Raw genomic sequence first — 13,621 nt, 5'->3', positions numbered from 1 at the left:
GTCAGAAGCCGTAGCGCAGGCCGGCCCGGTAAGTACGTCCAACCACGTCGTACAGCGCCGGGTTGATGCCGTAGCTGGCATTGGTCTGCGGCGCCGCTTCCGGCGCGCGGTCGGTCACGTTGTCGATCTTGAAGTAGGCCTGCAACTGCTTCGACAAGTTGTAGCTGGCGCCGATGTCGAGATAGGCCGCCCCCTTCATCTTGTTGTCGTAGATGGTCGGGTGGATCAGGGTCGACATGGGGCAACCGGTCTGGCACTCGATGAAGTCGTTGCGGTAGGTGCCGTCGCTGAACCAGCGTTCGGTCAGCGTGACGCTCAGCTTGTCGTTCTCCCAGGTCTGCTGCGCCAGCACCTTCCACTTCGGCGTATTGCCCATGTTCGAGCCGGCCGAATCCACCGCGATGGTGCCGACCACGCCCGACTCGGTGATGTAGTGCAGGTTGCGGGTGGCCAGCGCGCGGAAGGTGAAGCGGCCCGGCAGGTTCAGCCGCTCGAGGCCCGTCCGGTAGGCGGTCTCGAGGTCGAAGCCCTTGACCTTCAGCGACGCCAGGTTGAAGTTCTGCACCGTGACGTAGTTGTTGCCCGGGCTGTTGAGCACCATCGCCTGGCAGATCTCCTGGTTGCCGGCCACGCACAGGTCGACTTCCTGCTGGATCGTCAGCGCCGAGATCACGCCCTTGACTTCGATGTCGAAGTAGTCGGCCGAGATGGAAAAGCCCGGCGCCCATTTCGGCTGGCTCAGCACGATGCCGAAGGTATTGTTGCGCGCGATCTCCGGGCGCAGGTTGGTGTTGCCCACCGTGCGTTCCTGGACGCTGATGGTGTTGCCCTGGTACTGGACCACGTTGTTGACCACCACCGGCGCCGCGAACAGTTCCGAAAGGTTCGGCGCGCGCACGTCCTTCGAGGTCACGCCGCGCAGGCGCAGGCCGTCGATCGGCGTCTGCCAGGTGGCGCCCAGCTTCCAGCTGCCCACGCTGCCGGCGGTGCTGTACTTGGTCTCGCGGTCGGCCAGGTTGAGGTTGGCCTCGCCCCAGGTCTCGGACTTGAACACCGGGATGTTCAGCTCGACGTAGGCTTCACGCACGTTGTAGCTGCCTTCGCCATTGTGGAAGTTACCGGCATACCAGTTGTTGCCGACCGTGGTGTTGAGCAGCGGGTCGGCCGGGTACATGGCGTTGTTCGGCGAATCCGGGGTTACGCCGTTGCCGTAGGCGTCGCCGCGCACGCGGTATTTCTCGCGCCGGTATTCGGCGCCCGTGGCCAGCGAGATCGGGCCGGCCCAGCCTTCGAACAGCTCGCCGTTGATGTTGAAGCTGCCGACGTCCTGGCTTTGCGTGGTGCGCTGGCGCGGGCCGTTGGCCGGCGCGATATAGGCCCAGGCGGCCGGATCGATCGGGTTGTCGCCGATGATGTTGAGCGGCACGCAGCCCGACGCCGCGGCCACCGGGTTGCGGCAGACGATGCGGCCGTCCGGCGCGCGCACCGCATCGATTGCATTGTTGTAGCGCGCGTTGAGCGTCATGTTGAAGGCGTCGAGATTGGTCTTGTTCTCGCCGTGGGTCACGTAGGCGTCGTACGACCAGTCCTTGCCGAACAGGGCGAACTTGCCTTCGGCGCCGAGCACGAAGCGGCGCTGGGTGCGGGTCGGCTGGACATCGATGTTCTCGGGGAAGACCGCGTTCGCTGTGCCGTACTGGAAGCTGGTGATGTTGTTGCGCGCGCAGGCATCGACGATCGAGGCCGGCAGGAAGGGGTTCGAGCACTGGATGTTCAGGTTGGCGTTCTTGGCCGCGCCCGGATTGGGCGAAAAGCGCGAGTCCACCTTGCCATAGTTGGCGGTGAAGTAGAGCTGGTGGTCGGGATTGATGTCGAACGACATGCGGGTATAGGCCACCTGGCGCTTGAAGTTCATCGCCAGGTTGGTGCCCGAGCCCACGCTGCCGCTCAAGTCGCCGCCGATGCAGAACGGGTTGACGCAACCGGTGACGGCGCCGGTGCCGGTCGGCTGGCCATTGGAACCGTACTGGAACTGGTAAGGCACGCCGCCCGCGCCGAAGGCCGTGCCCTGCAGCGGGCCGCTGGTGATCAGGCCGTACTTGGCGTACTGGTATTGCTGCGCCTGTTCGATCACGCGGTACTGCGGCAGGCCGTCGCCGGTCTGGCTCAAAGGACGCACCGAGTAGGCCGGGTTCTGGTACCAGGTGCGGCCGTTCGGCCCCTTGCCGCCGAAGCCGGGCGACTCGATGCCGTTTTCCTTCGTGAACTCGGCGCTGGCCGTCACGTGGAAGCGGTTGTCGAGAAAAGCGCGGCCCCAGGCCGCCTGCACGCTGCCGCCGCGGTCGTCGTCGTACTTGGTCTGGCCGCCCTGGACATGCGCCTTGAAGCCGGTGAATTTTTTGTCGGTGACGAAGTTGACCACGCCGCCCACCGCGTCCGAACCATAGGATGCCGAGGCGCCGCCGGTCACCACGTCGACGCGTTTCACCAGCAGCTGCGGGAACTGGCTGACGTCGGTCACGCCGGTGACGTTGGCGCCCACCACGCGCTGGCCGTCGAGCAGGGTCAGGGTCCGGATCGTGCCCAGGCCGCGCAGGCTCAGCGAAGACAGGCCCTGGATGCCGCTGCTGGTGCTGTTGGTGCTGGTGGTGCGGCCGGTGCTGCCCTGCAGGGCCGGCAGTTCGGCCAGGGTGTTGAACAGGTTCGGCTTGGCCGATTTCTCGAGGTCGGCGCTGGTGAGGCTGGTGGTCGGCGTCGGCATGGTGAAGCCGCGCGCGGCGATGCGCGAGCCGGAGATGCGCACGACGTTGGCGGCTTCTCCGGCCGCGGGTGACGGCGCGGAGGACGGCGCAGAATCGGCGGGCGGTGTTTGCGCCTCGGTAGCGGCGGCCGGGGTGTCGGGTTCTAGCTGCGCCTGCTGGGCGTGGGCGGCGCCGACGCTCCAGCAGGCGCTGGCGACGGCCAGGCTGATGAGAGTCCGTTGAACTGGTGTACGCATGATGTCTCCTCGATGCTTGTTGTATGGGAGCGCGCCGTCTCTGTGGTCGGCTGCGCGACAGCTTGCAAAGACTGCTTGCGATGAATCTTGCCGAACCCCGGTGCCAGGGCCGTGGTTCAGGTGTCGTAATTCGGACGTCGTGGTTCAGGCGCTTCTGGTGATGCGTTCCACCAGCGCCGGCGGCGCCAGGGTGATGTCCAGCGTGAGGCCGGCTTCGTCGGCCTGCAGCGGTTCGAGGATGCTCAGCTGCGAATCGAGCAGCGAGGGTGGCATGTAGTGGCCGGGGCGGCCGTGCATGCGCACGGCGATCAGTTCGCGCGGCCCGGCCAGGTGCACGAAGCGCAGCGCCGGGTCGGCCATGCGCAGCAGGTCGCGGTAGCGCCGCTTGAGGGCCGAGCAGGACAGCACCAGGCCCTGGCCCCGGCTGCGGGCCTGGCCGATCTCGGCCGCCAGCGCGTCCAGCCAGCCGGCGCGGTCGTCGTCGTCGAGCGGGATGCCGGCCGTCATCTTGCTGACGTTGCTGGCCGGGTGGTAGGCGTCGCCTTCGAGGAAGGGGACGGCGAAGTGGCTGGCCAGGGCGGCGCCGATCGTGCTTTTGCCCGATCCGCTGACGCCCATGACGACCCAGCGCAGGGCGCCGGCGGGTTGGGACGGGGTGTTGACGCTGGATGCTGACATCGTTTCTCCTCGATAGACCGTTAGCGCTAACATCGCGTTTTTCGGAGTGTTGTTCAGCTAATTTTTTTTGTAAACACGTTATCGATGTTGCAATGCAATGTGATCCGGGGGCGGTTTTGCCGCTTTGCCGGGGACGCAAGCGGGGGCGTCAGCGGTTTTTCACTCAGAAAGCACCATGAAAATCTGATAGCGCTAACATTGTTGCGACGCGCAATCTATTTTTTCGCAATGTTGTATTTACTCGACGGCGCCATGTGCGCGTGACTGGAATCGGCTATGTTGGAACCGATCACGCACGCAGAAAGCGAGGACGACCATGGAACGCCGCTTGCGCTGGGCAACGGAAGAAGGAAACGGCCTGGAATATGTCGCGATCCGCGGCACGCCACAAGGCGTCGTTGCCGAAGGCGTGGTGATCGGGCCGGATTCCGGCACGCCGTACGAGGGCAGGCTGTTCGGCTGCAGCTACGCGATCCATTGCGATGCGCACTGGCGGGTGCGCCAGGTCCAGGTCAGGTTGGCCGGCGGCGCCCACTTGCTGTTGCGCGCCGATGGCGAAGGAAGATGGAGCGGCCCGGACGGCGCGCCGCTGCCGGCGCTGGACGGCTGCATCGACGTCGACCTGACGTGCACGCCATTCACCAATACCCTGCCGATCCGGCGCCTGGGCGAGGCCCTGCGCGAGCGCCGGGAAGTCCGGGTGGCCTACGTCACCTTGCCCGGGGCGGCCGTGATGCCCTCGCGCCAGGCCTATTCCTTGCTGGGCGAGGGACGCTACCGTTTCGAGAGCCTGTCGGATCCCTTCCGGGCCGACATCGAGACCGATGCCGACGGCCTCGTGGTGCACTATCCAGGCCTGTTCCAGCGCCTGGACTGATCCTACTCGCGCGAGATGGTGTACACCTCGCCCGCGGTCGCGCCGGCGTCGCCTTTCTTGGCGCGCAGGTCGCGGTAGACGGCGGCGCGCATGATCATCATCGACACCACGGGCGCGGTCAGCAGCACGAACACGGTGATGATGATCTCGTGGACGACCGGCCGCGACTGCGCCACCGTGAAGTACAGCATCGAGGCGATCAGGAGGCTGCCGGCGCCCAGCGTGACCGTGATCGCCGGGCCGTGGATGCGCTGGTAGAAGGTGCGCAGGCGTATCAGGCCGAGCGCGCCGATCAGGATGATGCTGGCGCCCAGGATCAGCAGCAGCGAGACCAGCAGGGCGGCCCAGTCGGGCAGGTGTTCGATGCCGGTCATTCGATGATCTCCCCGCGCATCAGGAACTTGGCCATCGCGATGGTCGAGACGAAGCCGACCAGCGCGATCAGCATCGCCACTTCAAAATAGACCTGGGTGCCGAAGCGGATGCCCAGCACCAGGGCCAGCAGCATGCCGCACATCCAGAGGGTGTCGAGGGCCAGCACGCGGTCGTGGGCCGAGGGGCCGATCAGCAGGCGGCCGGCGCACAGCGCCATGGCCGCCAGCACGCACACGAGGGCGTAGCCGATCGAGAGTTCAAGCAGGGTCGCCATGGCGGACCTCCGTGTCGAAGATGTGAATGAGGGGCTGTTCGTAGCGGGTCTTGATGGTGTCGACCCACCACGCGGCGTCGTGCAGGTCGAACACGTGCAGCACCAGCTCGAGCTTGTCGGAATCGGCGCTCGGCTGCAGCTCGGTCCACACCGTGCCCGGCGTCATGTTGATCAGGCAGGACAGCGCCGCCAGGCCGTAGGGGTCGCGCATGTCGAGCGGCACGCGGATGAACTGCGAGTTCAGGTTGGCATAGTCGGCGAACAGGATGACCTTGCTCACGTTGAGGCAGGAGCGCACCACCTCGACCGAGGCGAAGCCCAGCAGGCGCAGCGCGACGATGGGCTTGTGCAGGCGCGGGTAGCCCAGCGGGTTGAGGTGGCGGGTCAGGACCGGGCCGGCGATGCCGAACAGCGCGCCGAGCAGGATGTGGCCAGGATACAGGGTCTGGTTCAGCAGCAGCCACAGGCCGCACAGCGCCAGCGACACGAAGGGATGGGGAAGCCAGCGGGTCATGGCGCCTCCTTGGGCGAGAGGGGCGCGGGCGCCGGGTTCGATACCGGTCCCGGCACGGTCGGCTCGGCCAGCACGCGGCCGATGTAGGCGCCCGGACGGTGGATGTCGTCGCTGGCGCGGGCCAGGTAGCCGAACAGCGGATTGGCCTGCACGGTCATCAGGACCGACAGCGCCAGCAGGAACAGGATCGGCGCCACTTCGGAGCGGTGCACCTTGGGCGGCTCGGTGGCGCCGCTGGCCCAGAAGGTGCGCACGCCGAAGCGCATCATCGAGATCACGGCGATCAGGCCCGAGACGATGATCAGGGCCATCAGGGTCCAGCCGGACGCGGAGATCGCGGCCGCGCCCGACACCGCGTCGACCTGCGGATTGAGCAGCGCGTGGAACATGCCGAACTTGGCCACGAAGCCCGACAGCGGCGGCAGGCCGGCGATCATCAGCGCGCAGGCGGCGAAGGCCAGCGACAGGAAGGCCATCGCGGCCGGCACGCCGCGGCCGGTCGGCTCGTCCGGCGCATCCTCGACCGCGAACGCTTCCATGGTCAGCGCCAGCATCGCCGAGCGCGGGGTGCGGATGCGGTCGATCAGCTCGATCAGCAGCAGGAAGGCGGCCACCGCGATGGTGGAGCCGATCAGGTAGTAGATGCCGGCCGTCACCAGGGTCGGCTGGCCGTAGCCGATCACCGCCAGCAGGGTGCCGGACGAGACGATCGCGCCATAGCCCGCCATGCGGCCGGCGGTGTCGGTCGACAGCATGCCGGCGGCGCCGAACACGATGGTCGCCATGCCGGCATACAGCAGCGCGTCGCCGCCGAAGCCGGCGGCGGCGCCCGCGTTGTCCGAGAAGATCAGGAGCCACAGGCGCAGGATGACGTAGGCGCCGACCTTGGTCATCAGGACCAGCATCACCGCCACCGGCGGCGAGGCCGCGGCATAGGTGGTGGGCAGCCAGAAGCCCAGCGGCCACATGGCGCCCTTGGTCAGGAAGGCCAGCGCCAGCACGCTGGCGCCGACCTTGAACAGGGCCAGTTCCTCGCCCGCCAGCAGCGGCACGCGCGCGGCCAGGTCGGCCATGTTCAGGGTGCCGGTGGTGGCGTAGATCAGGGCGGTGCCAAGCAGGAACAGCAGGGCGGCGGCCAGGTTGATCGCGATGTACTGCATGCTGGCGCGAATGCGCTCGGCGTTATACCCATGCAGCACCAGGCCATACGACGCGGCCAGCATCACCTCGAAGAACACGAACAGGTTGAACAGGTCGTGCGTCAGGAAGGCGCCGTTAATGCCCATCAGCAGGAACTGGAACAGCGTGTGGTAATGCACGCCGATCCGGCCCCAGCGGGTGCGGGTGAAGTGCAGCGAGGCCAGGCCGAGCACCGCGGTCAGCAGCAGCATGATGGCGCTCAGGCGGTCGGCCAGCAGGGCGATGCCGAACGGCGCGCTCCAGTTGGCGGCCAGGTAGATGCCCATGCCTTCCTGCCAGTGGCCGCCGTCGGTCATGAAGATCAGCGCCAGCGAAGTCGCCAGCAGGCCCAGCAGCGAGGCGTAGCTGAGCCAGTACTTCAGGCGGTGCCAGCCCTGCGTCAGCGGGGCCAGGGCGGCGCCCACCAGCAGCGGCAGCAATACCGGCACCAGGATCAGGTGCTGGGTCCAGTGCAAACTCATAATTCAGGCTCCTTGCCATCCACGTGGTCGGTGCCGGTCAGGCCGCGCGAACCGATCATCACCACCAGGTACAGCGCGGTGGTGGCGAAGCCGATGACGATGGCCGTCAGCACCAGGGCTTGCGGCAGCGGGTCGGCCAGGACGGCCGGATTGGGCGTCGTGCCGGCGGGCGTGAGCGGCGGGGCGTCGACCCACAGGCGGCCCATGATGAAAATGAACAGGTTGACGGCATACGACATCAGCATCAGGCCCGAGAGCACCTGGAAGCTGCGCGGACGCAGGATCAGCCAGATGCCGGAGCCGAACACGATGCCGATGGCGAGCGAAATGACGAGCTCCATCAGAAGATCTCCTTGGCGGGCGGGATGGTGGCGCGCGTGGCGTCGGCCGCCGCGCGGTGGCTGCGCAGCGACTGGTGGGCCAGCGCGACCAGGGTCAGCATGGTGGAACCGACCACCACCAGGAACACGCCCAGGTCGAACATGAAGGCGCTCGGGACGTGGATCTCGTCCAGGATCGGCAGGGTGAGGTGGGCGGTGTGGCTGGTCAGGAACGGGTAGCCGAGGAACCAGGCGCCGATGCCGGTGAAGGCGGCGCACGCGAGGCCCCAGGCGATCCAGCGGTGCGGCCGCAGGCGCAGGTGCGATTCGACCCAGTCGGTGCCGGCCACCATGTACTGCACGATCAGCGCGGTGGCGAAGATCAGGCCGGCGACGAAGCCGCCGCCCGGCAGGTTATGGCCGCGCATGAAGAAGTAGGCCGCCATCACGCCCATCACCGGCAGCAGCATGCGCAGGTACACCGCCGGAATCATGAGGTAGCCGCTCGAGGCCTGCTCGGCCGGGGTCTGGGTGACGGCCGGATCGACGTCGCTGGCCTGCTGCACCGGAATCGCGATCGATTCGGTGGCAGGGCGGAAGCGGCGCAGCAGGGCATAGACGGTCAGGGCGACGGCCGACAGCACGGTGATCTCGCCCATGGTGTCGAAGCCGCGGAAGTCGACCAGCAGCACGTTGACCACGTTCGAGCCGCCGCCTTCGGTGAGCGCGCGCAGCACGAAGAATTCGCCGATCGAGGGCGGCGGGGACAGGCTCAAGATCGCATAGCTGGCGGCGGCGATGCCCAGGCCGCCGGCGACGGCGATGAAGCCGTCGCGCCCGCGGCGGAACCAGGTGCTGGCCGGCGCCCGCTGCTTGAGGCCGGGCGGGGCGAAGCGCGGCGGCAGCCAGCGCAGGCCGAGCAGGATCAGCACCGTGGTCACGGTTTCCACCATCAGCTGGGTCAGCGCCAGGTCGGGCGCCGACAGCCAGACGAAGGTGATCGCGGTCACGATGCCGGTGCCGCCGACCAGGGCCAGCGCCACCAGGCGGTGGTATTTGGCGTTGTAGGCCGCGCCCAGCGCGCAGCCGGCGCCGATGATCCACAGCACTGCGAACAGCGGGTCGAGCGCGTGCACGCTCAGGGTCGGAATGGCGGGCAGCGGGTCGACCAGCAGCAGCGGCGTGGCCACCATGAAGGCCATCAGCACCAGCATCTGCGGCTGCAGGCGGCGGGTGCCGGTCCAGCGAATCAATGCGCTGGCGCCGGTCGACAGCGCCAGCATGGTGTTCTCGTAGGCCTGCGCGCCTTTCAGGCGATGCAGCACCGGCACTTCGGTGCGCTCGCGCAGGTCGTGGCGGCGCAGCAGCACCCAGTACAGCAGGGCGCCCAGCACCAGCGCGGCGCCGCTCATCCCGAGCGCCAGGTTGAAGCCGTGCCAGATCGCCAGGTCGTATTCGGGCATGGCGGCGCCCAGCACCGAGCCCGATGCGACGGCCAGCACGTCGCCGACCACGCGCTCGGGCATGACGCCGACCGCGATGCACAGCACCACCAGGCACTCGACCGGGAAGCGCATCCAGCGCGCCGGTTCGTGCGGCTCTTGCGGCAGGTCTTTCGCAAGACGGCCGAAGAACACGCTGATGAAGCGCAGCGAGTAGGCGACGCTGAAGATGCCCATCGCCACCGCCACGTACGACAGGGTCCAGTCTTCGCTGCCGCCCACGTGGGCGGTCTCGGCGAAGAACATCTCCTTGGACAGGAAGCCGTTCAGCAGCGGCACGCCGGCCATCGAGGCCGAGGCCACGATCGCCAGCGCGGCCGTCACCGGCATCGCCTTGCGCAATCCGCGCAGCACGCGCATGTCGCGGGTGCCGGTCTCGTGGTCGACGATGCCGACCGCCATGAACAGCGAGGCCTTGAAGATCGCGTGGTTCATGATGTGGAACACCGCCGCCACCACCGACAGCGGGGTGCCGATGCCCAGCAGGCAGGTGATCAGGCCCAGATGGCTGATGGTCGAGTAGGCCAGCAGCCCCTTCATGTCGTTCTGGAAGATCGCGAAGAACGAGGCCAGCGCCAGCGTGGTGGCGCCGGCGCCGACGATGATCCAGGTCCATTCCGGCGTGCCGCCGAGGGCCGGGTACAGGCGCGTGAGCAGGAACACCCCGGCCTTGACCATGGTGGCCGAGTGCAGGTAGGCCGACACCGGGGTCGGCGCCGCCATCGCGTGCGGCAGCCAGAAGTGGAACGGGAACTGCGCGCTCTTGGTCAGCGCGCCAAGGGCGATCAGCACCAGCGCCGGCAGGTACAGCGCATGGGCGCGGATCTGGTCGCCGGCCGCCAGCACCGCCTCGAGCTCGTAGCTGCCGACGATATGGCCGAGCGTGAGCACGCCGGCCAGCAGGCACAGGCCGCCGGCGGTGGTGACGGTGAAGGCCATGCGCGCGCCGCGGCGGGCGTCGTTGCTCTCCTGCCAGTAGCCGATCAGCAGGAAGGACGTCAGGCTGGTAAGTTCCCAGAACACCACCAGCTGGATCAGGTTGCCGGACAGGACCACGCCCATCATCGAGCCCATGAAGGCCAGCATGTAGGCGTAGAAGCGCGCGACCGGGTCGCGCTTGGACATGTAGTAGCGCGCGTACAGGATCACCAGCAGGCCGATGCCGAGCACCATGATCGAGAACAGCCAGGCCAGGCCGTCCATGCGGATGATGATGTCGAGGCCGAACATCGGCAGCCAGCTGTGGCGCGACTGCAGGACTTCGCCGGCGTCCAACCGGCCGAACTGGGAGATGGCGAAGAGAAGGGCCAAAAGGGTGAACGCGCCGGCCGCGATGGCAGGACGGTTGCGCGACCCATTGGGCAGGCAGGCGGCGACGAAGGCGCCGGCGAAGGGAAGAAGGACGAGCAGGATCAGTGGCAGTGAGGTCATCGACATCATCCTTCGGGGCAGTGCGACATGTAGCGGCGCGCGCAGAGGCGCAGGGCGGTTTCAGGTTTCTTCATTCTCATCATATTCTCCAGGGCGCACAGGGGGACGCACGAGCAGCGTGTCGCACACGACTGCCTGCAGCAGGTATTCACTGCGGCTACCGGTCAGGAGGCGCATCAGCGCCGATTCTTCATGCAGGCCGAGCACGACCAGATCAATACTATTATCCACTACATGGCGCGCAAGCTGCGAGGCCGGTTCGCCTTCGCCGATCACCGGGTCGACCAGCTCACGGACGCCGGGCGGCAGCGCGCAGCCGTCCAGGAAGCGGATCAGTTCCGCATGTGGACGCGCGTCGGGCGCCAGCGCTTCGGCGTCATGCGCATGGAACACGGTGAGCCGGCGCTGCGGGAACAGGCTGGCCGCCGTTTCCAGCGCCAGCTTCGCGGCCGGCGTGAAGTCGGTCGCGACCATGATGCGGCGGTAGGGGCCGCGCACGCGCTGGCGCACCACCAGCAGTGGCTGCGCCAGGGCGCGCGCCAGTTTCTCGACGGTGGAGCCGAGCAGCAGGTCGCCCAGGCTGTCGTGCTGCGAGGCGCCGGCGACCACGATGGCGCCGGGCAGGGTGGCCGCGCCGTCGAGGATGGCGGCGGCGGCCGGGCCGGTGGCGAAACGCTGGGTGACCTGCAGGGGCGAGCCGGCGAACTCGCGCGCGAACTCGGCGCGCGCCGCGCGTTCCTGGTGTTCGCGTCCGGCGTCGCCGCCCTGCCATTGGAGCACTTCGCCGGGCGCCTGGGGCGCGTCGTGCACCGTCAGGACCACCAGCGGTAGTGAAAATTCGTCGGCCAGCTGCTTGGCGCGTTCCAGGGGCCGGTCGCAGCGGGCGCTCAGGTCCGTCGCAAGCAACAATCCGCGGGGCGTAGTCGGGCTACGGTCTGGCATGCGCCGCCTCATGGAAAGTCTTCTCGGAAGGCGACACTCTACCGTAGTTGATGACCTGACTACAACGCGTTTCTTCAGTTATTTTGAATTTACTTCGGATAACTCCGGGTGCAGTGCAGCATTTTCGCGCATCGTCGACCCGGATCTCTGCGTCAGGCGGTAACGTCGAGCGCCGGCGTGGTGCCCACGTCCTGTCCATACGCGGCGCGCACCTCGGCCTGCTTCTCGTTCTGCTCGCGCAGCTTGGCCTCGTAGGCGGCACGTTCCTCGTCGCTGACCGTCTTGTCCGAATTGGTGTCGGCTTCGGCGATGTAGTCGGTGTCGGTGGTCTCCGAGGACGCTGCAGCGCCCCCAGCGCCACCGGCGCCGCCAGCCGGCGCCGGCGCCGCCGCGGCCGGGTCCTGGGCGCTTCCGGTTTCCTCGGCCGCGTCACTGTCCTCGCTTGACGCCGTGGCCGATGCCGGCGATGCGTCCACGGCGCGCTGCACGCGCGCGGCGTCGGCCTGAGCATTCAATTCGTCGCCCAGGCGCGCCGCCGCCGCCGACTCGGCGCTTTGGCTGGGCGCCGGTGGCGTCGCCTCGGCGTCCGGTGACGTGACTGTGGAGGCCGGGCCAAGCGCCGCTTCGTCGTTCTTCTTCGGGGTTGGGGCATATGCCGCCTGTGCGGCGCTGGCGCCGCCGATGCTGTCGATCATGGTCGTTTCCTGTTGCGGGTTGTCGTCCATGATTAACGGCCGGGCCGGCCGCGCGGCGCAGGGCGGGAAATGTAAAGCCACGTAAAACCAACACGAATGGGGGGATGGGACTCCCCTCGATTGGGGATAGGCCGGGACAGGCCCCGTGGCCGACAATTCCCGCAAGGAGAATCTCGATGAGTAAATACTCGCGCCGCAGTGCGCTGGCGCTGGCGGCATGCGTCGCCGCCGCCCAGACCCACGGCCAGGCCCAGACCCAGGTCCAGCTGTACGGCCGCCTGAACGCGGCGGCCGAATATGTGAAGGCGTCCGCCACCGCCGACGGCCCGCGCCTGAGTCAGCAGCGGGTCTCGAACAACCGCTCGGTGCTGGGCTTTCGGGGCAGCGAAGACCTGGGCGGCGGGGTCAGCGCCATCTTCCAGGTCGAAGGCACGCTCTCGCTCGATACCGGCGCGGGCGAGCTCGCGCGCCGCGATACCCGGATCGGCCTCGATGGCGGCTTCGGCACGCTGTTCGCCGGTCACTGGGTCACCGCCTACAATGGCGCGACGTCGGGCCTCGACCCCTTCTATCCGACCACCGCCGGCTATATGAGCATCATCGGCAACGGCGCCGGGGCGGCGGTCGACAACGTGAACAACCTGTCTTCCTTCGACCGGCGCCAGGCCAACTCCATCCATTACTGGAGCCGGCCCTGGAAGGGTGTCGGCCTGCGCCTGACCCACGGCCTGGCGGAGGAACGTCCGGCCAGCGGCGCCAGGCCATCCCTGACCTCGGCCGCGGTGGTCTATGAACAGGGGCCGTGGTATGCGACGCTGGCCCACGAGCGACACCACGAATACCAGGGGCCGGGATTGCGCGACAGCGGCACCAAGCTGGCCGTGGCGCGCCGCTTCGGCGACACCCGGGTGGCGCTGCTGGCCGAACGCCTGGAATACGTGACCGCCGGCGGCGGCCTGGATCGCAATGCCTGGTATGTCTCGGTCACCCATCAACTCGGCGCGCACGGCCTGCGTCTCGGGCTGGCGCATGCTGGTGATGGAAAGGGCGACGGCAAGGGCACCGGCGGCAACCGGGTCGGCTTCATCCGCGGCGGACCCGACACCGGCGCCACCCACGTCACGCTCGGCTACGAGTACACGCTGTCGAAACGCAGCACGGTGTATGCCTATGTCACCCACCTCGACAACGAGGAGAACGGCGGCTATGACTTCGCGATCAACAGCCTGGACGCGGCGCCCGGCGCCACCCTGAAGGGCGCCGCGCTCGGCCTGCGCCACGCCTTCTGATCCCTGAGATTGTCCGGCGCCCATCCTGGCGCTACACTTGGTTGTCCCGCCGCCGATATGGAAAT

At 67.8% G+C, this 13,621-nt stretch carries 12 protein-coding genes; 2 read left to right on the top strand and 10 right to left on the bottom strand.

Features of this window, described 5'->3' with window-relative positions; translation table 11 throughout:
• Position 1 precedes the first annotated feature (1 nt).
• A complete protein-coding gene (locus tag ABIB42_RS08185) occupies positions 2 to 2,998 on the bottom strand; it encodes a TonB-dependent receptor domain-containing protein (protein WP_219861793.1) in 2,997 nt (998 codons plus the stop codon).
• Between the two features lie 144 nt (positions 2,999 to 3,142).
• The gene (locus ABIB42_RS08180; protein WP_005664485.1) at positions 3,143 to 3,676 is read right to left on the bottom strand and encodes a gluconokinase; all 534 of its coding nucleotides are present in this window, start codon (positions 3,674 to 3,676) and stop codon (positions 3,143 to 3,145) included.
• Between the two features lie 316 nt (positions 3,677 to 3,992).
• On the opposite strand from ABIB42_RS08180, the gene ABIB42_RS08175 reads away from it, so the two are divergent.
• Positions 3,993 to 4,553 (top strand): putative glycolipid-binding domain-containing protein, encoded by a 561-nt coding sequence (locus ABIB42_RS08175; protein WP_005664487.1) that lies wholly within the window; start codon positions 3,993 to 3,995, stop codon positions 4,551 to 4,553.
• Positions 4,554 to 4,555: 2 nt separating this feature from the next.
• On the opposite strand, the gene mnhG is transcribed toward ABIB42_RS08175, so the two are convergent.
• From mnhG to ABIB42_RS08135, 8 genes are all read right to left on the bottom strand, one after another.
• Positions 4,556 to 4,927 (bottom strand): monovalent cation/H(+) antiporter subunit G, encoded by a 372-nt coding sequence (gene mnhG, locus ABIB42_RS08170; protein ID WP_219861791.1) that lies wholly within the window; start codon positions 4,925 to 4,927, stop codon positions 4,556 to 4,558.
• Positions 4,924 to 5,202 carry a K+/H+ antiporter subunit F gene (locus ABIB42_RS08165; RefSeq protein WP_005664490.1) on the bottom strand — a complete coding sequence of 93 codons (279 nt, stop codon included), beginning with the start codon at positions 5,200 to 5,202 and terminating at the stop codon, positions 4,924 to 4,926. The genes mnhG and ABIB42_RS08165 overlap by 4 nt, the downstream gene beginning before the upstream one ends.
• Complete coding sequence (locus ABIB42_RS08160) at positions 5,186 to 5,716, bottom strand: Na+/H+ antiporter subunit E (RefSeq protein WP_005664492.1); 531 nt, start codon at positions 5,714 to 5,716, stop codon at positions 5,186 to 5,188. Before ABIB42_RS08160 ends, ABIB42_RS08165 begins: the two co-directional genes overlap by 17 nt.
• Complete coding sequence (locus ABIB42_RS08155; protein WP_005664494.1) at positions 5,713 to 7,377, bottom strand: monovalent cation/H+ antiporter subunit D; 1,665 nt, start codon at positions 7,375 to 7,377, stop codon at positions 5,713 to 5,715. Before ABIB42_RS08155 ends, ABIB42_RS08160 begins: the two co-directional genes overlap by 4 nt.
• The gene (locus ABIB42_RS08150; protein WP_005664496.1) at positions 7,374 to 7,718 is read right to left on the bottom strand and encodes a Na+/H+ antiporter subunit C; all 345 of its coding nucleotides are present in this window, start codon (positions 7,716 to 7,718) and stop codon (positions 7,374 to 7,376) included. The genes ABIB42_RS08155 and ABIB42_RS08150 overlap by 4 nt, the downstream gene beginning before the upstream one ends.
• Entirely contained in the window at positions 7,718 to 10,630 is a 2,913-nt protein-coding gene (locus ABIB42_RS08145) for a monovalent cation/H+ antiporter subunit A (RefSeq protein WP_312163370.1), read from the bottom strand. The genes ABIB42_RS08150 and ABIB42_RS08145 overlap by 1 nt, the downstream gene beginning before the upstream one ends.
• A 60-nt stretch (positions 10,631 to 10,690) precedes the next feature.
• Positions 10,691 to 11,572, bottom strand: coding sequence for a universal stress protein (locus tag ABIB42_RS08140; protein WP_429248200.1), 882 nt, complete (start codon positions 11,570 to 11,572; stop codon positions 10,691 to 10,693).
• A 152-nt stretch (positions 11,573 to 11,724) separates the two neighbouring features.
• The gene (locus tag ABIB42_RS08135; protein ID WP_429248199.1) at positions 11,725 to 12,267 is read right to left on the bottom strand and encodes a hypothetical protein; all 543 of its coding nucleotides are present in this window, start codon (positions 12,265 to 12,267) and stop codon (positions 11,725 to 11,727) included.
• Between the two features lie 176 nt (positions 12,268 to 12,443).
• Here ABIB42_RS08135 and ABIB42_RS08130 point away from each other — a divergent pair, with 176 nt between their 5' ends.
• The gene (locus ABIB42_RS08130; RefSeq protein WP_429248198.1) at positions 12,444 to 13,556 is read left to right on the top strand and encodes a porin; all 1,113 of its coding nucleotides are present in this window, start codon (positions 12,444 to 12,446) and stop codon (positions 13,554 to 13,556) included.
• Positions 13,557 to 13,621: the final 65 nt, after the last annotated feature.

The sequence above is a fragment of the Massilia sp. UYP32 genome, from assembly GCF_050434365.1.
Lineage (GTDB): Bacteria > Pseudomonadota > Gammaproteobacteria > Burkholderiales > Burkholderiaceae_D > Telluria > Telluria timonae.
The sequence above is the reverse complement of the archived record's forward strand: the minus strand, read 5'-3'. Positions and strand labels throughout refer to the sequence as shown.